General features: G+C 56.7%; 18 protein-coding genes. 9 read left to right on the top strand and 9 right to left on the bottom strand.

All coding sequences use genetic code 11. The annotated features are described in order from the left end of the window. Positions 1–29 precede the first annotated feature (29 nt). From RUM8411_RS08015 to RUM8411_RS07985, 7 genes are all read left to right on the top strand, one after another. Positions 30–2,072: a dynamin family protein gene (locus RUM8411_RS08015; protein WP_085822179.1), complete on the top strand. Its 2,043-nt coding sequence runs from the start codon at positions 30–32 to the stop codon at positions 2,070–2,072. Further along, positions 2,069–3,355 carry a dynamin family protein gene (locus RUM8411_RS08010; RefSeq protein ID WP_085822178.1) on the top strand — a complete coding sequence of 429 codons (1,287 nt, stop codon included), beginning with the start codon at positions 2,069–2,071 and terminating at the stop codon, positions 3,353–3,355. Before RUM8411_RS08015 ends, RUM8411_RS08010 begins: the two co-directional genes overlap by 4 nt. A gap of 338 nt (positions 3,356–3,693) precedes the next feature. Next, positions 3,694–5,838, top strand: coding sequence for a serine/threonine protein kinase (locus tag RUM8411_RS08005; protein WP_085822177.1), 2,145 nt, complete (start codon positions 3,694–3,696; stop codon positions 5,836–5,838). A 128-nt stretch (positions 5,839–5,966) separates the two neighbouring features. After that, positions 5,967–7,028: an FHA domain-containing protein gene (locus tag RUM8411_RS08000; RefSeq protein ID WP_085822176.1), complete on the top strand. Its 1,062-nt coding sequence runs from the start codon at positions 5,967–5,969 to the stop codon at positions 7,026–7,028. 3 nt (positions 7,029–7,031) lie between these two features. After that, positions 7,032–7,817: a PP2C family protein-serine/threonine phosphatase gene (locus RUM8411_RS07995; RefSeq protein ID WP_085822175.1), complete on the top strand. Its 786-nt coding sequence runs from the start codon at positions 7,032–7,034 to the stop codon at positions 7,815–7,817. Between the two features lie 22 nt (positions 7,818–7,839). After that, positions 7,840–9,069, top strand: a complete 1,230-nt coding sequence (locus tag RUM8411_RS07990; RefSeq protein WP_085822174.1) for a type 2 periplasmic-binding domain-containing protein — start codon at positions 7,840–7,842, stop codon at positions 9,067–9,069. A 45-nt stretch (positions 9,070–9,114) separates the two neighbouring features. Then, positions 9,115–10,221 (top strand): transporter substrate-binding domain-containing protein, encoded by a 1,107-nt coding sequence (locus RUM8411_RS07985; RefSeq protein ID WP_085822173.1) that lies wholly within the window; start codon positions 9,115–9,117, stop codon positions 10,219–10,221. Between the two features lie 264 nt (positions 10,222–10,485). Here RUM8411_RS07985 and RUM8411_RS07980 read toward each other — a convergent pair whose 3' ends face one another. From RUM8411_RS07980 to RUM8411_RS07940, 9 genes are all read right to left on the bottom strand, one after another. Continuing rightward, positions 10,486–12,699: an NADP-dependent isocitrate dehydrogenase gene (locus tag RUM8411_RS07980; protein WP_085822172.1), complete on the bottom strand. Its 2,214-nt coding sequence runs from the start codon at positions 12,697–12,699 to the stop codon at positions 10,486–10,488. Between the two features lie 250 nt (positions 12,700–12,949). Further along, a complete protein-coding gene (locus RUM8411_RS07975; RefSeq protein WP_085822171.1) occupies positions 12,950–13,555 on the bottom strand; it encodes a hypothetical protein in 606 nt (201 codons plus the stop codon). A gap of 123 nt (positions 13,556–13,678) precedes the next feature. Then, positions 13,679–14,092 (bottom strand): tetratricopeptide repeat protein, encoded by a 414-nt coding sequence (locus RUM8411_RS07970; RefSeq protein WP_085822170.1) that lies wholly within the window; start codon positions 14,090–14,092, stop codon positions 13,679–13,681. 126 nt (positions 14,093–14,218) lie between these two features. Then, the gene (locus RUM8411_RS07965) at positions 14,219–15,241 is read right to left on the bottom strand and encodes a trans-3-hydroxy-L-proline dehydratase (RefSeq protein ID WP_085822169.1); all 1,023 of its coding nucleotides are present in this window, start codon (positions 15,239–15,241) and stop codon (positions 14,219–14,221) included. A gap of 9 nt (positions 15,242–15,250) precedes the next feature. Then, positions 15,251–16,489: an NAD(P)/FAD-dependent oxidoreductase gene (locus RUM8411_RS07960; RefSeq protein WP_085822168.1), complete on the bottom strand. Its 1,239-nt coding sequence runs from the start codon at positions 16,487–16,489 to the stop codon at positions 15,251–15,253. After that, complete coding sequence (locus RUM8411_RS07955; protein ID WP_085822167.1) at positions 16,486–17,418, bottom strand: 4-hydroxyproline epimerase; 933 nt, start codon at positions 17,416–17,418, stop codon at positions 16,486–16,488. The genes RUM8411_RS07960 and RUM8411_RS07955 overlap by 4 nt, the downstream gene beginning before the upstream one ends. Next, complete coding sequence (locus tag RUM8411_RS07950) at positions 17,409–18,368, bottom strand: dihydrodipicolinate synthase family protein (protein WP_085822166.1); 960 nt, start codon at positions 18,366–18,368, stop codon at positions 17,409–17,411. Before RUM8411_RS07950 ends, RUM8411_RS07955 begins: the two co-directional genes overlap by 10 nt. 158 nt (positions 18,369–18,526) lie before the next feature. Then, complete coding sequence (locus RUM8411_RS07945) at positions 18,527–19,585, bottom strand: ABC transporter ATP-binding protein (RefSeq protein WP_085822165.1); 1,059 nt, start codon at positions 19,583–19,585, stop codon at positions 18,527–18,529. After that, positions 19,582–20,388 carry an IclR family transcriptional regulator gene (locus RUM8411_RS07940; protein WP_085822164.1) on the bottom strand — a complete coding sequence of 269 codons (807 nt, stop codon included), beginning with the start codon at positions 20,386–20,388 and terminating at the stop codon, positions 19,582–19,584. Before RUM8411_RS07940 ends, RUM8411_RS07945 begins: the two co-directional genes overlap by 4 nt. Before the next feature lie 137 nt (positions 20,389–20,525). Between RUM8411_RS07940 and RUM8411_RS07935 the strand changes: the two genes are divergently transcribed. Both RUM8411_RS07935 and RUM8411_RS07930 read left to right on the top strand, forming a co-directional pair. Then, positions 20,526–21,785, top strand: a complete 1,260-nt coding sequence (locus RUM8411_RS07935; protein WP_085822163.1) for an ABC transporter substrate-binding protein — start codon at positions 20,526–20,528, stop codon at positions 21,783–21,785. A gap of 95 nt (positions 21,786–21,880) precedes the next feature. Next, entirely contained in the window at positions 21,881–22,804 is a 924-nt protein-coding gene (locus RUM8411_RS07930) for a carbohydrate ABC transporter permease (RefSeq protein ID WP_085822162.1), read from the top strand.

Here is a 22,804-nt window from a genome sequence, read left to right as displayed (position 1 = left end):
CGTGTTTGTAAGTTACCAGGGTAAAGTTTATGAGTGAAAACAATCGTCGCGAGTTAATTCGCATTGCCGAAGACATGAACGGTTCCAGCAACGATGAGACCCGTCAGTTCATTTCGCGCATTGTAGGTGATCTTTCAAATCTGAAGCCATCGATCGCTTTTGTTGGGCAGATCAAGGCGGGCAAGTCCCGGTTGATCAATGGGTTTACCGGTCAGGCTGAATACCTGCCCTCAGATGTGAACCCGTGGACAACAGTGATTACCGACATGCACTTTGGGCACCCCTCGGGCCGGACCCAAGGGGCCGAATTCCACTTTTTCGACAATCGCCAGTGGGAATCGCTGATTGCCGAGGGTGAAGAACTGCGCAACATGTTCCCCGATGACGAGGACAGCTATAAGCGCGAGATGATCGAAGAGCAGGTCGAAGCGATGAAGACCCGCGCCAAACTGCGTCTGGGCGAAAGCTATAAGCACCTGCTGGGTCAGCACCATGATCTGGACAGCCTGACCACAGACGATCTGGCACGCTACGTCTGCGCAGGCGATGATCCCACCGATGAAGGAACGTATGATCCGGGTTCGGATCGGGGTCTGTACAGCGATATCACCCGCAAGGCCGAGGTCTATTTTGACATTGGCCATTTCCCTTTTCCGCTGACCGTCACGGATACGCCGGGTGTCAATGACCCGCTGCTGATCCGAGAAGAAATCTCGCGGCAATATCTAAGGGAATCCGATTTCTTTGTCGTGGTCCTTTCGGCGCATCAGGCGCTGTCGCGGGCCGATCTGAAACTGTTCCGCCTCATGCAGGCGCTGGAACTGGGTCAAATCGTTGTTTTCATCAACCGAGTTGATGAGCTTGGCGGCGGTGCCGAGGATGCGGGTAAGGTGCGGGCCGATGTCATGGAAGGCCTGGAACAGGCGCTTGGAAACTCGGACATTGATGTCCTGATGGGCAGTGCCCAATGGGCACATTACGCATTGACCGGGGATGACACCGGCGTGGATCATGACCACGTTCTGGCATGGCTGCGCGCGCATCCTGAACAGATGAAACAGTATCTGGACGGGGTGGAAGAGATCAAACAGGGCCCCGGCCCGATTAGCCGCGAAGGCGTTTTGCGGTTTGCCGCGATGATCGCCTCGGGTCTGCCGGACCTGCGCAAACATGTCACTCGCGCCTTGACCGACGGCCCACGCGAAGAACATTTGCGCATGGCATGGCAGCACCTGAACAGTTTCGCCCAAGGCGAACTTGAACGCTCCAAAGCGCATCTGCGTGTGATTGAAGATGAAATCAGCCCAGACGCCGGGAACGCTGACGAAAATGACAAAACGCTGGCAGAGCTGCGTGATCTGGTCACTCAGAAAACGACAGATATTGTCAGCGACATGGACGACGTACTGGCCAATTTGCGCGGTGTTATGGACGACACCGTGGCCGAGGCTGTCTCGGCGGTGGTGCGGGGCCCGAACGGGGATTCCCCGCTGTTGGCCAAAGGCGGCGAGACCGAGCTGAACTTTACCCCATTGCGCGATCGCATGCGCGAGCTTGTTCAGGGTGCCACGCAGGTTGTCCGTCAGCGGATGCTGAGCGAGCTTTACGCCATCGACATGCAAAGCAACGCCGCCCTGCGCGCTCTGCCCGGCTGGCAGGACCCGACCGACAACCGGATGAATACCAGTGCCGTGCGCTGGTTTCGGCCGGATACCACGGCCCTGACACGGGGCATCACCGTTGAATTGCGGGTTAACTGGCTGTCGCGACTGATTTCGCGTAAAAGTGTAGTTGCGCGCGCTGAACGGATGATCGTTCAAGAGTTCGAGATGATTGGAGACGATCTGGTGGATACCGCTCGTGGCGATCTGTTGGAGCGTCTGAATACAGTTCTGGACCACTACATGGCTTTGCTGGCCGGACATCTGGAACACCGTTCTGGCAGCAGTGAAACAAACGCCCGGGCCGAGGCCCAAACCGCTTATGACCAGGCACAGCGCATAACGGACGAACTGAGCGCCGTATACAGCGCGGACTACGTAGACAAAAGATTAGCAGAGGCTGCGGAATGATAGATTTCCCCGGAACGGACCAGGAAGTAAGACAACTTGAACGCTTTCTGACCGCGACCGAAGACCTGACAGCCGACCCGGCAATGGAAGAGATGCGCGCGCGCGCCCTCGCCCATGCTGAACAGCTGTCCAACGCGGTCAATATCGGTTTCGCCGGGGAATTTGGGGCTGGGAAATCCAGCCTTGCCAACATGCTGGCCGGGGCCGACATTCTGCCCACCGGACCGCAACATCTGAAACTACCGCTGGTCATCGTAGCCTATTCCGAGACACCTGAAACCACCGTCGGCTGGTGGGGCAAAGAGCCCAAAGTCTATTCCGGTATTGCGCTGGAAAAAGCTGCCGCGGACAACCCGGACTTTATCTCGGTCGGTCTGAATACCCCTGCCCTTAAGGAAATTTCCCTGTTCGACCTGCCAGGGGCCGGGGCATTGGATGATACCTACAAACCCACGCTCGATCTGTTGAAATTCGTTGATTGCGCAATCTGGTGCACCAACGGAACCAACGCCTGGCGCGAGACAGAGCGCCACTTGTGGGCGCAAGTTCCGACAGAGTTGCGCGACAACAGCCTGCTGGCCGTAACCCATGCAGACCTGCCACCGGTCCGTGATGCACTGGACCGTGTGCTTGCACGGCTGAACAAGGAAAAAAACAAGATGTTCCGGGCCGTCGTGCCCATCGGAACACCTGTCGCGGTCCGCGCCATGGCGCAGGAACCAGAGCCCGATTTTGCCCTGTGGGAAACATGTGGTGGTCAGAATTTGGCCGAGCACGTATTGAAAATCGCCTCGGACCGCCGCCAATCAGACCTGGAAGCCGCACGCGCGGATCTGAAGCAGGACTTCCTGCCCTATCTCGAAGACTTGCAGGGGCCAGAGCAGGAACAGTCTCAGGCCGACGCTTCTGCGGTACAGGCCGCCATCGAGTTGACCCTGCCACCGCTGGAGAATCCCATTCTCGAAGACTGGCTGGCTGCGATTGCCAGCATCTATGCAGATCTGCGCGAATCCTCGGCCATTGAGCCGGCGGCCTTTCTCAACAGCTGTCAGGAAATCGTCGAGGATTTTGCCGAACGGCTTGAGCAGGGTGGAGAAATCGACCCGTCAGCAGACTGGATTCCTGGTGAGTTCGAAAAGGCCACAGATCTGCTGTTGCTGTTGCAATTCGAAACCGGTGATGCACCCTTGAAAGACGCGATCAGTATCCTGGCGCAGCTCAGCGACAACCTCGCCTGGGCCGGCAGCCGGGTGGATTCGATGCAACCCAAAACCGGAACCTGACAACCTCTCGTTAAGATTGAGTCGCTAAGAGCCGATTCGAAGCTCTGAGAATCGGCGTTTTATTGTTTCGAATTCGGTGATCAATCAGGTGAAAACTGCGATTCAGTTCGCAGGATTTAGGCGCCGAACATCTACATATAGATAAAGTGACATGATTATCCACTATATGATGATTTTGACCTTAAAGGGTCCTTAGTGAAGCCATGAGGCGGCCCCAATAAAGTCAAATTTGAAACGTCTAACCGTCTTAAGTGATCTGCGGTTGTATTTGGTTGTGAGTTCGCGGGTTTTTTTCCCAGTTAACAAAACCGCAAAACGATTAGAACGGGCGGAAAGAAATGAGCCACAACCAGGCTGTCGGTGCATCGCACGACGAACCGAAAATTGACGGACTCCAACCAGGCGCCAAGCTGTTGCGCGGGCAGTATGAGATTCTACGCTTCCTCAGCAATGGCGGATTTGGAATTACCTACCTGGCCCGCAACAGCCTGGAGCGCGAAGTTGTAATCAAAGAATGCTATCCAAGCGCGGTTTGCACACGCAACGGCGACCTGGTTGAACCCACAGATCCCAATCATAAAGATGATCTGCGCGCTATCATCGACCTGTTCATTCAGGAGGCCCGCAATCACGCACGGCTGGTGCATCCCAACATCGTCGACGTGCATCAGGTGTTTGAAGACAATGACACCGCCTATATCGCCATGGACTTTGTCAAGGGTTGTGATCTACTGGATTACGTCGAAAACCCAGACAACAAAACAAACCCTGATTTCATCGTTCAGGTCACCGAAAAGATGTTGTCGGCGGTGTCTTTCATTCACGACAGCGGCATGTTGCACCGCGATATCTCGCCCGACAATATTCTGATCGACGAAAACGGTGAGCCGATCCTGATCGACTTCGGTGCCGCGCGGGAACAGGCAGCGAACCAGTCTGCCGCGTTGCTGACATTGCGGGTTATCAAGGACGGCTATTCCCCGCATGAGTTTTACGTACGCGGGGCCGAGCAAGGCCCCAGCAGCGACCTGTATGTTCTGGCAGCCACTCTGTACCACGCCATCAGTGGCGAGCGCCCCATCGATGGTCAGACGCGTTTGAATGCGTTCAACAACGGTCAGGATGACCCCTACGTGCCGTTGGCCGGACGCCACAAGGGTTACCCCGAAGGTTTCCTTGGAGCAATTGACAAGGCGATGGAAGTTCACGCCACCGACCGCCTTCAGACTGCTCTGGATTGGTTGCGCATGTTCCGTGGTCCCGGTGTCATGTTCGATACGTTTGAACGGCGCCCAATCTCGGTAATCGTCGCCATGGATCGCAAGGACGAAGCGGCTGAGAAGGCACGCATAAAGGCGGAAAGCGAAAACGCCGAAGCGGTCGTTACCGCCCTTTTGGCAGGAAATGCTGATCTGGCCTTGGGCAACGAAGACAAGAACGAGGATGAACTGGCCAAGTTCGTAGCTGCCGAAGAACCCCAGGTTACGGTCGATACCGTGGTAAAAAGCGGGTCAGGCGGTAGCGGTAAGATGTTTGCGGGCATCGCGGTTGTCGCGGTTGGTCTGGCCGCAGGCGGGTTCTTTCTGATGTCCGGGAACAATACGGCTTCGGAACAGGATGTGGCGGTTGCCCCACCGCCTGCAATTGCCGAAGAAGCTGAAGAAACGGTGGACATTGCTGTACCGGCGGAAGAACCGGTCGCACAGGTTGCCGAGGTAGCGGTTGAACCGGAAACGGTCGATGCTGCGCTTGTACAGAAAGAACCAGAACAAGTGCCTGTCGAGCAGATACAGGCCGAAGCGGCTGTCGCAGAAGAGGAGCAACCTCAGACAGCCGAGACGACGACAACGGAACCTTTCGCGGCAGTTGCGGTTAATCTGGCCGATGCGCAGGTTGCGTTTTCGCACTGGGATGTAGAAATCCCGTTTCAGACGTCCAGACGGCGTGCATCAACCGGCAATATCATTGCGGTGACCGGCATCGATCCAGCCCAGGACATGAGCGTTATTGGCGATTGGGTCACACGCGGTGCGGCGATCTATACCCTGAACGGAGAACCGGTTCGGGCCGATGCAAGCTTTGCCGCTCAGGTGTTGGACGACCTTTCGGTTGATCCGGATGGGTTTATCCGTGTTACCGCGCGGTATCGACCGCTTGGCAAGACCCGGGCACAGAACGGATTGCTGGCCTTGCCGGCTAACCGAATGATCGGGTTGGAAAACGGTTATGGCTTTACGGTGCGCAACACCAACAGTCAGGGTTGGAAAACGGTCGTGACTGGCTTGCCAGTGGATGCGGCGGGCGGCCTTCAGAAAGGCGATATTCTGATCTCAGAGATGCAGACCGGCGCGGCCATTGACGGGTCCGAAAGTCTGGATGCCCTGTTGGAAACACTTGTGTCCGAAAATCAACCTCAGGCGCGTTTGACAGTGTTGCGCAATGGCACTGAGACGCAGGCCGTCATGCCGCTAAAGCAGGAGTAGTCTGACCGGTTCGTTACGTGATCCGCCAGAAACAGAAAGTTCGAAGTGCCGTTGCGTCGATGTGCGCAGAGGTGAGTAGCAGCCCCACGGGACAGATATCCGTGCCAAGATACAAAGGTGTCGACACCATGTTCAAATACAAGAGCCCTCTCAGCCGGCTTCTCGAAGGTGCCGGAAAAGCCAAAGAATCCGAAGACGATCTGGACGAGGTTGCCGCGCCTGAAACCGAGATCGAAGCCGAGGCAGAAAAACCTCAGCCCATTGCGGATTTTAACGCGCTGCGCCAGGCCTTGGCGGGTGGCAACATGTCTTCGGACAGCTACGAAGACAGCGATGAGCTGATACCGGAAGAGGATATGCCCGAGTTTTCCGAGAGCGAAGACGCGGTCACCGCTGAAGCGGAAGATGAGATTGTGGTGACTGAAGTGGTCGCCCAGGTACAGAACAACATCTTTGAGGCTCCCGAAGCCGAAGCTGAGGCAGAAGATGCTGTGGTTACTTTGCATGTGGCCACGGATGAAGACGTCGCAGCCGAGGTGGCCCCTCAGGTTGACGAACCGCAAGAGGCCGCTGAGGTTGTAGCGCAGCAAGCAGAACCTGTTGTTGAAGTGATCACGGAGACCGTCGAGACCGCCGCGGTTGAGCCAATTTCTGTTGAGCCAGTGTCAGAACCAGAAAATCAACCCGAAGCGGAAGCACTACCCGAGCCACAGCAGCCTGCCCCGTCCTCGGATCGCCGTGGTCGCGTCAAAACCACTTTCCTTGGGTTTGAGCGTGCCGATACTCATGTTCAGGACTTGATCGAAACGGCCGAACCGGTTGCGAAAGCAGAAGCCGCACAAGAGACTTTTCCGGTTGGCTGGCTGGTTATCACAAACGGGCCGGGTCGTGGATCCTGCGTTACTGTGACCGAAGGTCTGATGCAGATTGGTCGCAACGATGATCAGGCGATTCAGCTGGACTTCGGTGACACGGGTATATCGCGCAGCAGTCACGCAGTGATCGCCTACGACCCCGAAGATCGTAAATGCTATCTCGGACATGGTGGCAAAGCCAATCTGGTACGCCTGAACGGCAAACCAGTGCTCAGCACCGTTCCACTGGCCAGTGGCGACCTGATCCGGATCAGCGAAACTTCGCTGCGCTTTTCAGCCTTCTGTGATGACGGCTTTGATTGGCGGGATGCCTGATAGATGCTGGCGACTCCGGCATATGATATTGCACTGATCCTGGATCAGGGGCAGCGGGACACGCAGGAAGATGCGGTCGCGGCGCGCACGTTCGATGCGGCGGATGCTTGTTATGTTGTCGTGGCAGACGGCATGGGCGGGCACGCAGCTGGCGAGGTTGCCTCGGATCTGGTGATCTCAGCCTGGCGCGACGCGCTGGACGTTCAGCTTGAGGGTCCAACGCCTTCAGAGGCTGCACTGGCAGACGCACTGCCGTTGGCGGCAATGCAGGCCAACGCCTCGATCGCCAATTTCTGCGAGGAACAGGGTGAAGGGTTCAATATGGGCTCTACCATGTTGGGTGTCTTGCTGATCGGCCCGCGCGTGTTCTGGATCTCGATCGGAGACAGCCCTCTATACCTGTTCCGGGACGGGGCGCTGCGTCAGATCAACGAAGACCATTCCATGGCGCCGATGATTGATGCGCAGCTTGCAGAAGGCACCCTGACCGAGGCCGAAGCACTCGCCCATCCTGATCGCAACCAACTGACGTCGGTGATCATGGGCGCAGCCATTCCCAAAGTCGACTGCCCCGAAGACCCACTGGCCCTGGCAGCATCAGACATTCTGATCCTGGGCAGCGACGGGTTGCAGTACCTCAGTAACGCGGAAATTCAGACGATCCTGCAGGACAATGTGAACGCGCTGGCACAAGACATTGCCGATACCTTGCTGCGGGCGTTGAAAGCCAAAGATCATCCGGACCAAGACAATGCCTCAATCGGCGTTGTGAAACTAACAAGAAACTAACCAAGGCAAAGATACAGGACCCATGAAACACCATCTGTTCATATCCAGCCTAGCACTTGCTGCTGCGGCCGGTGCCGCCTCGGCGCAAGAGGCGTGCTCGACATACGAAATTCAACCCGGCGACAGCCTGCGGGAATTGACCATCCAGGTTTATTCAACCGAAGATTTTCGCATCGTCTTTGACGCCAACCGCGATGTCATCGGCAACAACCCGAATGTCATCAGGGTCGGTGACGTGCTGACATTCCCTTGTCTGGAAGACGTTGGCCGGGCACCTGCTGCACCGCAGACCGAAGCCGAAGCCATGGCTGCTGAAATGGCGTCCGAGATGGTCAAAGCTGCCGAAGATCGTGCCGCCAAAGCCATCGCGGAGGCGAACAAAGCCAGCGAAGACGCTGTTGTTGCGGCACGGGCTGAGGCGAAGAAAGAAATCGAAGCCGCGCGCGCCGAAGCCGCAGCACTTATCCGTAACGCGGATGCGGGTGAGCGCCCGGAAATCCGCGATCGTCAGTTGTTGTTGATCACAGGCGGCAACTACGCGCCGTTCACGGATGAGGCCTTGCCCAATCGCGGGCTGTATACAGACCTTGTGGAAACCGCGATGCTGCGGGCCGCGCCTGAACAGTCTTACAAGATCCAGTTCGTCAATGACTGGTCCTCGCATCTGGACCTGTTGATGCCAACGCTGGCCTTTGACGGCACGTTCCCCTGGTCGCGCCCGAATTGCGAAGAACCGGCGGCGCTGTCTGAAAAGGATAGGTCGCGCTGTGAAACCTACAACTTCTCGAACCCGTTCTACGAAGTGGTAGACACATTCTTTGCGCGCGAGGGGTCGGGTTATGAAGAAACCTTGACATATGCGGATTTTGCCGGAGCAACCATCTGTCGTCCAGAAGGCTGGTCACTGTCCCACATGGACGCCGTTGGGCTTTACGAACCAGCGGTCTCTCTTATGCGGCCCGTCTCGCCGGATGATTGTTTTCACGCAGTGATGGACGGCACAGCCGACATCGTCGCGATTGAGGCCCATTTGGCCGTCGAGACCATCGGGCGGTTGGGCTACCAGCACCGCATCATTGAGAACCCCAACCTAGCGGCCATCAAGTCGCTTAACGTCATGACCCACAAAGATAATCCGGATGGGGAAGCGATCCTTGAGACGCTCAACCAGGGTCTGGCGATCATGCAGCAATCTGGCGAATGGCGTGACATCGTGTCAACCGCCCTGCGTCACCAAATGGAAAATGGCTAAAGCAGCAATTGGCCTGACAAAACAAAAAGTCTGGAGGAAGTGGACATGTTTAACAAGAAACTGAAGAAAGCAGTACTGTCGGCGACAGCCCTCACCGCCCTGAGCGCCGGCGCGGCCGCCGCACAAGAGGCCTGTACCAACTATACAGTCGGAGACGGCGACACGATGGCAACAATCGCCATCGCGGCCTATGGCACGTCGAACTATCAGCCGATCTTCAACGCCAACCGCAATGTCATTACCAACCCTAACGATCTGGCACCCGGCTTGGTTCTGACCTTGCCATGTGAGGATGGAAGCTTGCCGAACGGTCAGTCCGCGCAGGAACTGATCGCAGCTGAAGAACAGCGTGCGGCCAGCGTCAAACGCTCGAACGTCTATGCGCCGCCGATCAAGCTGGTGGCTGGCAACGGCTGGGAACCGTTTACAACTGAAAGCCTGGGTGGTGGTGGAATCATGACCCGCCTGGCAACGACCAGTCTTCAGCGCGCGGGCAACCAACGCGATTTCTCGGTTAGCTTTGTAGATGACTGGAGCTCGCATCTGGAGACTCTCTTGCCGCTTGGTGCATTCGATATCTCGATCGCCTGGACAGTGCCAGATTGTACAAACCGGACCTACGAGTGGTCCGCAGCTACAGAATCCCGCTGTAACGAGTTTGTTGCTTCGGTCCCTGTCTATGATGTTGTTGGCGGGTTCTTTACCCTGCCGGAAAGCCAATACGTACAGGCTACAGACTTTGAAGACCTCAAAGGCGCAACCCTTTGCCGTATGGATGGCTGGAGCATGGTTGTGCTTGAAGAAGTCGGGCTAAATTCCGAAAACTTGACGTTGGTCCACCCCAGCTCTGCCCGTGAGTGTCTTGACGCCGTTTTGACAGGTACGGCGGATGTGGCAGCATTCGAAGTTGATCTGTTCGCATCAACTATGAAGGACATGGGTTTGACATCTGCTGACATCGTGGAAAATCCTTATGTTTCCACGCTGTCATCCATGAGCTTCCTCGCGCACCGCACCAACCCGTTCGCGCGGGAATACGTTGCGATGATGAACAAGGGTCTGATCGAAATGCGTGAGTCCGGAGAGTGGTATGCGATTATCTCGGATACCCTGCGTGAGCAAAACGAAAAGCTGAATGCAGCATCGAACTGACCCTTCGGGTTAACTAAATGCTTTGGGGCTGGTCTTGGGACCGGCCCCTTTTTTGTTCGTTTCAGTTGCAGGCAAGTACAGGCTACGGGAAATCCCTAATACCCATAGTTTCTGGGGCTGTTACGGTAAGGACAACTACACCGGTGAGGCTCAGGCCTCTCCACTCACTCAAAAAGGGTCGGCTTTGGGGGTCGGCCCTTTTTCTATCTAACAGATTGTTTTTTGACGATAAAAGCCACGCCCGTCGGGCGTGGCCTTGTGTCTTTAGTCAATGATTGCGTTCAGTGTTGCACTTGGGCGCATTACCGCAGCTGTCTTGGCAGGATCGGTGTGGAAATATCCGCCCAGATCTGCTGCGGGCCCTTGTGCAGCAGCCAATTCGCCAAGAATCTGCTCTTCCTTCGCCGCAAGCTCTGCCGCAACCGGCGCAAACTCGGCGGCCAGGGCGGTATCGTCGGATTGCGCTGACAATGCCTCGGCCCAGTAGCGCGCGAACCAATAATGGCTGTCGCGGTTATCCGGCTGACCAACCTTGCGGCTGGGTGAGCGGTTGTCGTCCAGAATGCCTTGCGTTGCAGCCTCTGCCGCTGCGCCCAAAACACCTGCCTTGGCGTTGCCCTTGCTGTCGGCCAGGAAATTCAGAGATTCCCCCAGCGCACAGAACTCACCCATCGAGTCCCAGCGCAGGTGGTTTTCTTCAACCAGCTGCTGCACGTGTTTCGGGGCCGACCCGCCCGCGCCGGTTTCAAACAGACCACCGCCATTCATCAGTTTGACGATCGACAGCATCTTGGCCGAGGTGCCTAGTTCCAGGATCGGGAACAGGTCGGTCAGGTAGTCGCGCAGCACGTTGCCAGTGATTGCTATGCTGTCGTTTCCTGCGGTGATCGTCTCCAGCGATTGACGGGTCGCTTCGCGGGGGGCCATTATCAGGAACTTGTCGGCAACGCCTGCAGCGTCTAGCGCTGGTTTGACGTATTTGATCAGCTCTGCGTCATGGGCGCGGCTTGCATCCAGCCAGAAAATCGCCTCGGACCCGGTCAGGCGCTGACGGTCCATGGCCAACTGAATCCAATTCTCGATCGGTGCTTTCTTGACAGTGCAGGCCCGCCAAATATCGCCTTTTTCAACCGCATGTTCATGCAAAATCTCGCTATTGGCCAGAACGATGCGGATGGTGCCATCGGCCGGGGCCTCAAACGTGGTCGGGTGAGAGCCATATTCCTCGGCCTTCTGCGCCATCAGACCAACGTTGGCAACGGCACCAACCGTGGCCGGGTTCAGCGCGCCATTGGCTTTGAAGAAATTGATCGATTCGTCATAGACAGTGGCATAGCACCGGTCGGGGATGACGCAGTTGGTGTCGCCCTTTGCACCGGTCTCGTCCCAGCCCTTACCGCCTGCGCGGATTACGGCTGGCATTGAGGCGTCGATGATCACGTCTGACGGCACGTGCAGATTGGTGATGCCTTTGTCGCTGTCGACCATATACATGGCCGGGCGGTTGCCCTTGATCGCGTCGATGGCGGCCATGATGTCGGCATTGCCCTGAACGCGATCCAACAGATCACCCAGGCCCGAGTTCGGATTCACACCCAAGGCGTCCAGTTCCGCGCCGAATTTCTCGAAAACCGGGGCCAACCATGCTTTGACCGCATAGCCAAAAATGATCGGGTCCGAGACCTTCATCATTGTGGCCTTCATGTGCAGCGAGAACATGGTGCCGTCTGTCTTGGTGTCTTCGATAGCATCCGCCAGGAATGAAGACAGCGCTTTGACCGACATGAATGTCGCGTCGGCCACAGTGCCTTCGGCCAGCGGCCAGCCGTCTTTCAGGGTGGTTTTACTGCCGTCTTTGCCAACAAATTCGATCTTGGCATCACCGGCCTGAGCAGCCGTGATGGTGGCCGATTTTTCATTGGCGTAAAAATCATTGCCCGGCATGGACGAGACTTTGGTCTTGCTGTCCGACGCCCATTCCCCCATCGAATGCGGGTTCTTCTGAGCGTAATTTTTTACCGCCCGCGCGGCCCGGCGGTCGCTGTTGCCTTCGCGCAGTATCGGATTGACGGCTGAGCCTTTGATCGCGTCATAGCGCGCGCGGATCGCCTTTTCCTCTTCGGTCGAGGGTTCTTCGGGATAGGTCGGGATATCATAGCCCTGCGATTGCAGTTCCTCAACGGCGGCCACCAGCTGCGGCACCGAGGCCGAGATGTTGGGCAGCTTGATCACGTTTGCATCGGGTGTTTTTACCAATTCACCCAGCGCCGCCAGATCATCGGTGATACGCTGCGCGTCGGTCAGATTCTCTGGAAAGGTCGCCAGGATGCGTCCGGCCAGGGAAATGTCCTTGGTGCCAACGCTGACGCCCGCGGCCGAGGCGAACTTGCGAATAATGGGCAGGAACGAGGCGCTGGCCAGTTCGGGCGCTTCGTCTACAATGGTATACAATATGTCGAAGTTCGATTTATCTGCCATATTCTTTTACCTTTTTTAAGCCTTTCGGGGCGTGCGATCCAAGAGCGTGCCACGTCTGCGTGGCGTATAAAGGGGCGTGTGAATGCAGCTGCCCCGTTGGTGACTCTGATTTGACAGGGCCTCCCATAAATCAGGTTTGGCTTGGGATCAATCGTTTAGAGGGGGCGCAAATTGCCACGGGCCGAAGGGAAACGGTGGTGTGTGTTCTCGCACGCCTGTGCGCTGCCCCTGAGTAGCCCGGCTTGAGACCTCAGTTCTTTTCCGGCAGGCCAAAGTCTTTGAAGCCGCTCGCTTCCGCGAGATGTCCAAGGTATTGCGTAATCGTGACATCCAAATGCTTGGAGGAACCCGAGTAAGCCTCTTGCGAAATGGGAATGCCAGCGGCATGCACAAGTTCAAGTACGATTTTTCGACCGTTCTCTCCGGACTCACGAAGAAACTCATCTATCTCGATCTTGGCAAGATCTGTCCTGCCCAGCTCTGCGTAGGTCAAATACCGGTACAGCCATTGTTGATCTTGGCCAAGGACAAACCAGTTCGAGGAATTCCGAAACCATCGCTTGAACAGGTTCATTTTCGCGCCGTCTTGGTTAAATTGCCGTTCCGCGAATTCAGTGACATATTTGATCCCTTCGTCCTCATTGCCAATCTTCAAGTGGACCAACGCGGGAACCAATGCTTCGTACTTTGTTCCGGGCTCCATCTCAGCAAGATGTGCCACAGCCGCCATGGCGCTTTCATGATCGCCAGTAATCGTCAGGTCAAAGATAAGTTGTGTATCATACACCCAAAAATCATTTGGCCATTTGTTCTTGGCCTGACGGAGAAATCTTTGAGTTCCGTCAATTCCATTCATTTCTAAGTGAATGTCCGCCAAAACATGGCCTGCTCTCGTATAGCTTGGATCAATCTCAAGAACCCGCTCCAAACCCAGAATTGCAGCGGGGAGGTTTCCCTGGCGCTGGTCAAATTCCGATTTTTAAAACAACGCGTAAGCGTTATTGGGGTCGAGAAGTAATGCCTTAGAATAATCCTTTTCCGACGAGCGAGAGTTATCCATGGCGTCATAAGCCATGGCACGATTGAGTAGTGCATTTGAGTCGTTAGGTCGCAACGCCACAACGTCGGTATAGTCCAAGATCGCTTTGTCGTACTGTTTGCCACAGTAATACGCCCAACCACGGGCTCTCAGCAGCCTGCTTTGACCTTCCAGGCTAACTTCCTCGCCCGCCATCAGTGTGGTGCAGGCTGCGACCACGTGTGACATCCCACCTTTGTTGCCCAGACATGCCTCGGCCAATAGCGTGTAATCCGGTCCCGATTTGGAGGGCGAATTGAACGACAAAAACAGGGTGACGATAACGATGATCAGGGCAGCAAGACGTATGTGCATCAGGGCTCCTTTGGGTCAGCAATACTAACCTTTAGGTGGTATGAGTCTGGCTGTTCCTCAAGTCTTTTAACCTCCAACCCTCTGAAAGTGAGGCTGAAAAATAACACATTTAACCGTAATGGTTGTTTATGCGCCCCAGGTGTCGCTCAACCGATACCCACCGGGCCACGGATCGTCGGGGTCCAGCATGTGTTGATGGGTACCGGTGATCCAGCCGCGACCCGAGATTTCCGGGATGATGGCTGCACGGCCTTGCAACTCGATTTGATTCACAATGCGACAGCGGAACTCACTGTCGATAACAGAGCGCGCGTGGTAAATGTCATCCGCGCCCATCTGACCCTTGGCCAGCATCACCGCCATACGCGCCGATGCGCCGGTTCCGCAGGGGGACCGATCCAGTTTGCCCGGCTTGATTGCAACCGTGTTGCGGCCAGTCAAAACTTTGCCTTCGCGCCTCAGCGGGCCGGTAATCTGACAGAACGAGATGTGGGACCAGTCGGCACCGGGGTGATGAAAGCCCAGTTGTTCATTGGCCGCATCGGTGATCTTTGCGCCGCATCGTGCCAGATCGGCAGCCTCATCCGCGGTCAGGGCAAAACCCAGATCCTCGGCATCGACGATCACAAAACTATCGCCGCCAAACCCGGTATCCACGCGAAGGGTTCCGATCCCCTCGACCTCAACCTGCGCGTCCAGTTTATCGGCAAAGCTGGTAACATTCTGTACATATATGCGCTCGGCCTTGCCTTGGCGGCATTCGGCGCGCACGCGAACCAGCCCTCCGGGTGCCTCAAGGGTAAGATGTGTTTCCGGTTCCTGCATCGGGATAATCCCGCCATCCAGCAGCACAGTCGACACACAGATTGAGTTCGATCCCGACATGGGCGGTGTGTCTTCGGGCTCCATGATGATAAAGGCAGCATCAGCCTCGGAGTGTTTGGGCGGGACCAGCAGATTGACATGGCGGAACACGCCGCCGCGCGGTTCGTTCAGGACAAAGTTGCGCAGGGTCTGATCCTGCGCAATGAACGAGCGTTGATCCCAGATTGTATCCCCGGGTGGCGGCTGTACCCCGCCGATGATGACGTCGCCGACTTCGCCCTCTGCATGGGCCGAGATGACATGGATGGTTTTGGCGCTGCGCATGTGTTCTCCTTAGAACCGGTTGGGAGAGTATGGGGTCATCGCGATCGGGTCGGGTTGGCCGTCGACCAATGCGCCGACAAGCTCGGCTGTCCCGGCAGATTGTGTCAGTCCCAGATGTCCGTGGCCAAAAGCATAGATGACATTGGCCGATTTCGCCGAGGGGCCGATAACCGGGATGCTGTCCGGCATCGAGGGGCGAAACCCCATCCATTGTGTACCACCTTCGGTTTTTAGTCCGGGTAGAAACTGTTTGGCCTTGGTCAGCAAAGTATCCGCCCGTCGGTAGTTCGGCGGCAGGTTCAGCCCGCCCAGTTCAACCGCACCACCGATCCGGACGCCGTTATTGATGCGGCTGGCAACAAAACCATGGCGCGAAAATGTCAGGTGCATGCGCAGGTCAAAGGCCCCTACGGGCAGGGTTGTGTTATAGCCGCGCTCGGTCTCAAGGGGGATGTGATCACCCAGCGTGCGGGCAAGGTGATGCGACCACGCCCCGGCGCAGACTATGACTTTGCTCGCATCGACCTGGCCATCGCCAAAGGCAATCTTTATCCCGTCATTCGTCGGGGAGAGTGCCCGGATATCCTGTGTTTCGATCCGCCCCCCTCGGTCTCGGAAGGATTGTGCCAGATGCACAACCCATTTTTCCGGATCGACGGTGTTCATCCAGTTGGGCGTATAGCCCGCATGGGTGAATCGAGGGCTTAGGCCAGGTTGTTTTTCTGCAATTGCTTCGCGGCTGTCCAGCAGTTCAAATTCAATCCCGTGATCCCGACGCAGGGTCCAGGTCGGCAGGCTGGCCTGGAACTCTGCCTCGCTTTCGTAAAGTTGCATCTGGCCGTCACGCTGCAGCAAAGGCTCGGCATCAACTGACGCGATCAGGCGGTCCAGGGCCGTGCTGGACAGTTTCATCAAACTGACTTGGGCGGATAAAAGGGATGTGTAGCGATCCGAACGGCTGGCCCGCAGGAAACGCACCATCCAGGGCAAAATCTGCAGCGCATAGGCGGGTGGGATCGACAATGGGCCCAGTGGATCCAGCAACCATTTTGGTGCTTTTCGCAAAATGCCTGGCGTTGCCAGCGGCTCCACTTCGGGGAAGGCAAAAGCCCCGGCATTTCCGGCTGAGGCCTGGGTGGCGGCATCCCCGCGATCCAGAACCAGAACAGAGTGCCCCCGGCGCTGCAGGTCCAGCGCTGTCGTGATGCCGATGACACCGGCCCCGATCACGACAACCTTCTGGGTCATGGGGCGATCCCGTTTCGGAAGGGATCGTTTGGGTCAAAGATCAACTTGGCCTCGGCCATGATATGGGCCTGCCCAGTGATCGAGGGGATGATGCCTCCGGTCGGACCCGGCTGATACGACAGGCGGTAAGTGCTGCCGATGACGCTTTGTTGGACGATCTCCTGCCCCGGTGGCAGCGCCCTGTCAGCGGCCAGGCACGCCAACCGCGCGGAACTGCCTGTGCCGCAGGGAGAGCGGTCATAATTGTCATCGGGGCACAGAACGAAATTGCGGCTGTGAATGTCAGGGGCTGGTGATGCGTCCTGAAAGATCACGTGGTCAATCGGTTCACCCTGTTCGCCACCGATGCCCTGCGCAATGGACGCCGTTCGAATGGCGATTGTCATGTCAGTCAGGTGTTGGATGTTACTGGCCTCAACCGGGGTCGGGCTGGGATCAACGATAAAGAACCAGTTGCCGCCATAGGCAACATCCCCGGTAACCATGCCATATCCGGGCACGTCCAGAGTGACATCAGCGGCCACCCGGCGGCTTTCGATATTTGTGACAGTGACCGTGTGGGTATCGTGCAATTCGACCGTGACAATTCCGGCAGGGGTTTCGATCCGATGCATCCCAACGCCGATCCGATCTAAATGGGCAAGCGTGACTGTCAGTCCGATAGTGCCATGCCCGCACATGCCCAGAACGGCATCCACGTCGAAATAGATCACGCCGGTTACGCAGGTCGGGTCAACGGGTTCGACCAGTAGCGCCCCGACCATGGCCGGCTGGCCGCGCGGCTCTAGCATCACCGAGCGATAAAACTCTTCATGTTCGGTGGCCAGACGGAGGGCACGGTCGGCCAGCGGGCCGGATCCCAGATCAGGCGCGCCGTCCAGAATAACACGCGTTGGTTCGCCCCCCGTATGGCTGTCGATCACATGCATTCAGCGATCACCCCACCCTGTTTGGACCAATCAGAGAACCAAGCTCCGAACAGCGCGTATTGCTGTTCGCAATAATTGCGCTGCGTGTCAGTCAACTCATCGCTTTCGTTGAAATGCAGACGGTATTCCTGTTCTCCATTCAAAACCAGAAGATGCTTGTAATACAGCACCAGGTCAGGACCTTCGTCGAAGGTGGACAGAACCTGGATGGCTTCCGTCAATTCCTGCGCGCGCAGGCGAGCTTCGGCGTTGCCTTTTGCGGCCTTTTTGGACAATTCCGCCAGCATCAGCGCCTCACGCGGGAGGGCAGTACCAATCCCGGTGATTGAGCCTGTGGCGCCGCAATTGACAAAGCCGTGGTAAACTTCGGTGTCAACGCCGACCATCAGGGTCACTTGATCGTCCTGGCTGGTGATGTTTTCGGCCGCGTAACGCAGATCATCTTTTCCGCCAAATTCCTTGAACCCGATCAGGTTGGGATGTTCGGCGCGCAGGGCGAAGAACAAGTCAGCGCGCGTTGCGAAGCCATAATAGGGGCTGTTGTAGATGATTGCCGGTACGTCCGGTGCTGCTGACAAGATCGCCTTGAAGTGATTTTTTTGCGCGGTCGGAGAACTGCCTCGTGACAGAACCCGAGGAATGACCATAAGGCCGACCGCGCCCATTTTTTGCGCATGGGCCGCATGGGCTACGGCGGACTTGGTGTTGATGGCCCCGGTGCCGACAACAACGGGCAGCCCTGCCCCGATCAGCCTCTCGACCCCCTCCATCCGCTGTTCATCGGTCAGCAACGGCCAATCCCCCATCGAACCGCAATAGACCACAGCCGACATGCCGACATCGATCATCTGTTGTCCCTTTCGAACGAGCGCATCGAAATCAGGAGCACGATCTGCCGTACAAGGGGTCATCAGTGCAGGCATGGTGCCGGTGAAAACATTGGTCGACATCGATGTCATCCTTCCAAAGAAACAGGGCCTGGGCCTACAGAAATGACCCTTTCGACTCGCCATATCGGATATTGGATACAAAATCCATATCAAATCTGCCATAAAAAACGCGCCGGATCGGAAGATCGGCGCGCTTGCATTGATGGTGGTTAAAAGCGTTACCGGAATCGCTGTCCGCTCTCGGGATCAAACAACATGGTCCGCTCGGGGCGAAAAGTGATCCCAATGCGTTCGCCCTGCGCACTGCGTTGATCCTCACGCTCTTCCACGATCAGTTTGTCACCATTTGGTGTCAGCAGATAGGTATAGCTTACGCCCCCTAATGCTTCGGTCAGATCAACGGTGCAAGTATCGCCAGACCGGTCAATCTCAATGTGTTCGGGGCGAATGCCAAGTGTCACCTTGGTCATGCCTGCAGGCACATTTACGGTCGGCACCAAAGCTTCGCTGAGCGCAGGGTGCGCGATCTTTCCGTCCACGATATCGCAATCCAGGAAATTCATAGCCGGAGAGCCGATGAACCCGGCCACAAACCGATTGTCCGGGTCCCGATACAAATCCATCGGAGCGCCAACCTGTTCGATCCGGCCATCGCGCAGCACCACGATCTTGTCGGCCATGGTCATCGCTTCGACCTGATCATGGGTCACGTAGATCATCGTCGCGCCGATTTCATTATGCAGACGCGCAATCTCAACCCGCATTTCAACGCGCAGTTCAGCATCGAGGTTGGACAAAGGTTCGTCGAACAGAAACACCTCGGGTCCGCGTACAATGGCCCGCCCAATGGCTACGCGTTGGCGTTGACCACCCGATAGGGCCTTGGGCTTGCGCTTTAGGTACTGGTCCAGCTTCAGAATATTTGATGCTTCCTGCACCTTTTTGTTGATCTCGTCCTTGGCGACCCCGTTCATCCGCAGGCCAAAGCCCATATTCTCGGCCACGCTCATGTGTGGGTAGAGGGCATAGGTCTGAAACACCATCGCCACGCCGCGTTTCGCCGGATCCATATCGGTCACATCACGTGCGCCGATGTGAATCTGTCCCTCGGACGTTTCCTCAAGGCCCGCGATCATCCGCAGCAATGTGGACTTGCCACAGCCCGAGGGGCCGACAAACACACAAAACTCACCGTCTTCGATCTGCAGATCAATGCCGTGAATGACCTGAGTCTGTCCGTAGCGTTTGATTGCCTGGTTCAGAGTGACACCTGTCATGTTGCTTGCATCCTGTCGTTGTGAGCGTTTGTGCGGGTCTCGGGGAACCGCCAGGCCTGGGCTTCGGTTCCGATCTGTTCGGCCACGCGCCGAACTCGGGGAACCCAGGATTCCAATTGGTCAAAATTCATACGTTCGGTTGATCCGGTGATCGAGATTGCCCCCAGCACTCGTCCGCCTGAGGTCAGGATCGGGCAGGCAATGCAAATGATCCCCGGCTCGTGTTCCTCATCATCGACGGCATAGCCCCGGCCGCGGATCAGGTCGAGATCGGCGCGCAAGGCTTTTTCCGAGGCCAGTGTCTTGTCGGTGAACCGGTGATAGCTTTGCTGCGAGACCGCCTTGTTCAGGGCCTCATCCTCAAGAAAGGCCATCATCGCCTTACCCACACCGGTGCAATAGGCCGGGCCGACTTTGCCCGCCTGTGAATACATCTCTATCGGCTGGGCCGCGTTGCGTTTGTCGACATATAAGACCTGACTGGAATCGAGTTGGGCCAGATGCACTGTTTCCCCGGTTTCGCGACTGAGTGAATCCAGAAATGGCCGCGCAATCGGCGCCAGAGAGCTTTGTGTCCACGCCGCATGAGCCAGACGCACAAGACGCATTCCGGGTGCATAGGTCTGCCGGTCCGGGTCGTAGGACAGCATGCCTTGATTGGTCAGAGTCTGCAGAAACCGGTACAGCGTAGCCTTGGGAAAGTCGCTGCTTTCCAGCAATTCCGCGAATCGAACAGGGCGGGCAAAAGCCGCCACCTGCTCCAGCACGTCACATGCTTTTCCTATTGTTCCGTCACCAGCCACGGCGCGTATTCTCCTCCACTTTCCCCGACCGATGGCACGAGGGTCTTGACAAGACTAACCGATATGATGTGTAGTTTTCAATATATAAAACTCGGTTTCATTAATTGGAACTAAAATGGAAGCTAAGGGAGGAAACCATGCATTCCATCTTCACGCGCACAACGGCCGCGCTGGCCATGAGCGTTGCGCTCGCTGCACCGGCGGCTGCCGAACTGACTGGCGAACTGCGCATTTTCCTGGACACATCGAACCCGGCTCCGCGTGCAACGATGGAGGCAATGATCGATCAGTTCGCGGCCCAGCATCCGGGTTTGGAAATTGAAACAACGGTTATCGACCGCGAAGCCTATAAGACCCAGATCCGCAACTTCCTGACGGCGGATACGCCGGATGTTGCTACTTGGTATGCTGCCAACCGGATGAAGCCTTATGTTGACGCTGGCCTGTTCGAAGACGTCTCGGACCTGTGGGCCGAGCCTGCGATTGCCGACAATCTGGCCTCGACCAAAGGTGCGATGACCATCGACGGCAAGCAGTGGGGCGTGCCCTATACCTACTATCAGTGGGGCGTTTATTATCGCAAAGACATCTTTGACGAACTGGGTCTGAGCGAGCCGACCACTTGGGAAGAAGAGATTTCCAACTGCCAGAAAATCGTCGATTCGGGCCGCGCCTGTTACACCATCGGCACCAAGTTCCTGTGGACCGCTGGTGGCTGGTTCGACTACCTGAACATGCGCACCAACGGGTTCGATTTCCACCAGCAGCTGGCTAATGGGGAAATCAGCTGGGAAGACGATCGGGTCAAGCAGACCTTCGCCAACTGGAAACAGCTGATCGACATGGGCGCGTTCATCGACAACCACCAGACTTACAGCTGGCAAGAAGCCTTGCCCTTCATGGTCAACGGGGACGCCACTGCCTATCTGATGGGCAACTTTGCCGTCGCGCCCCTGCGCGAGGCGGGTCTGTCCGACGATCAGATTGATTTCTATCAGTTTGTTGCGATCAACCCTGACGTTGAGTTGGCCGAAGATGCGCCGACGGATACCTTCCACATTCCGGCAAATGCCGCCAACAAAGAAGCCGCGCGCGAATTCTTGCGCTTTGTCGTCTCACCGGACGTGCAGACCGAGATCAACAATGGTGCAAACCTGGGCCAGTTGCCGGTAAATGCGCAGTCTTCGGTTGATAGCGACAAGTTCCTGAACCAGGGCTTTGAGATGCTGTCGTCCAACAGCCCAGGCGGTGTGGCCCAGTTCTGGGACCGCGATGCCCCGGCTGAAATGGCCAAGGCGTCGATGGAAGGCTTCCAGGAGTTCATGGTCAAGCCGGACAATGCAGACCGTATTCTGGCTAAACTGGAACGCGCGCGTCAGCGCATTTACGACAACTGATCCGTTCAGGCCGGGTCACGGCCCGGGCTGTACCCAGACCTGCGTAAGGCGGGCGACAACCCGCCTTACTCCTTTGACCTAACCCGAGATTTCCCATGTCAGCCGTTGACGTCCCAGAACAAGAAAGCTGGTTCCACCGAAACCAACAGCGCATCGCGCCCTGGCTGTTTTTGGCCCCCGGTCTGCTGTTTTTTATGGTCTATGTGATCATCCCGGTGTTCCAGTCGTTTAATCTGTCCCTGTACGAATGGGATGGTCTTGGTGCCGCCGAATACGTGGGCTTTCGCAACTACGAAGACCTGTATTGGGAATGGGCCGACCGGGATGCATTTTACATCTCGCTCAAGAACAATCTGATCTGGCTGCTTCTGTATCTGGCAGCGATCCCGGCGGGTTTGTTCATTGCGCTGTTTCTGAACCAGACGGTTTGGGGCATTCGTCTGTATAAGTCGCTTTTTTTCTTCCCGTTTGTCATCTCTCAGGTGGTCGTCGGCCTCGTGTTCACCTGGTTCTATGACCCGACCTTTGGCTTGCTGAACGAGTTTCTGGGCTTCTTCGGTCTTGGCCGGCTGAACGTGCTGGGGGATGAGCGGTTCGTGACTTACGGCATCATCTTTGCGGGTCTCTGGCCGCAAACGGCTTATTGCATGATCCTGTATCTGACCGGCCTGAACGCCGTTGACCCCGAACAGATCGAAGCTGGTCGCCTCGACGGCGCCAAGGGCGCGCGGATGTTGTGGCACATCATCCTACCGCAATTGCGCCCGGCCACCTTCATCGCGTTTGTTGTGACAATCATCGGGGCGCTGCGCTCGTTCGACCTGATCTCAATCATGACGCAAGGCGGGCCGTTCGGGTCGTCCCGCGTTCTGGCCTATTACATGTTCGAAGTCGCGCTGTCCGAATACGGGTTCCGCATGGGATACGGCGCTGCAATTGCGGTCATCCTGTTCCTGATCATGCTGTGCTTCATCGCCTACTTCCTGTGGTCGATGTACCGCGAAGAAAGGGGGCACTGA

Source organism: Ruegeria meonggei (genome assembly GCF_900172215.1).
GTDB lineage: Bacteria > Pseudomonadota > Alphaproteobacteria > Rhodobacterales > Rhodobacteraceae > Ruegeria > Ruegeria meonggei.
The sequence above is the reverse complement of the archived record's forward strand: the minus strand, read 5'-3'. Positions and strand labels throughout refer to the sequence as shown.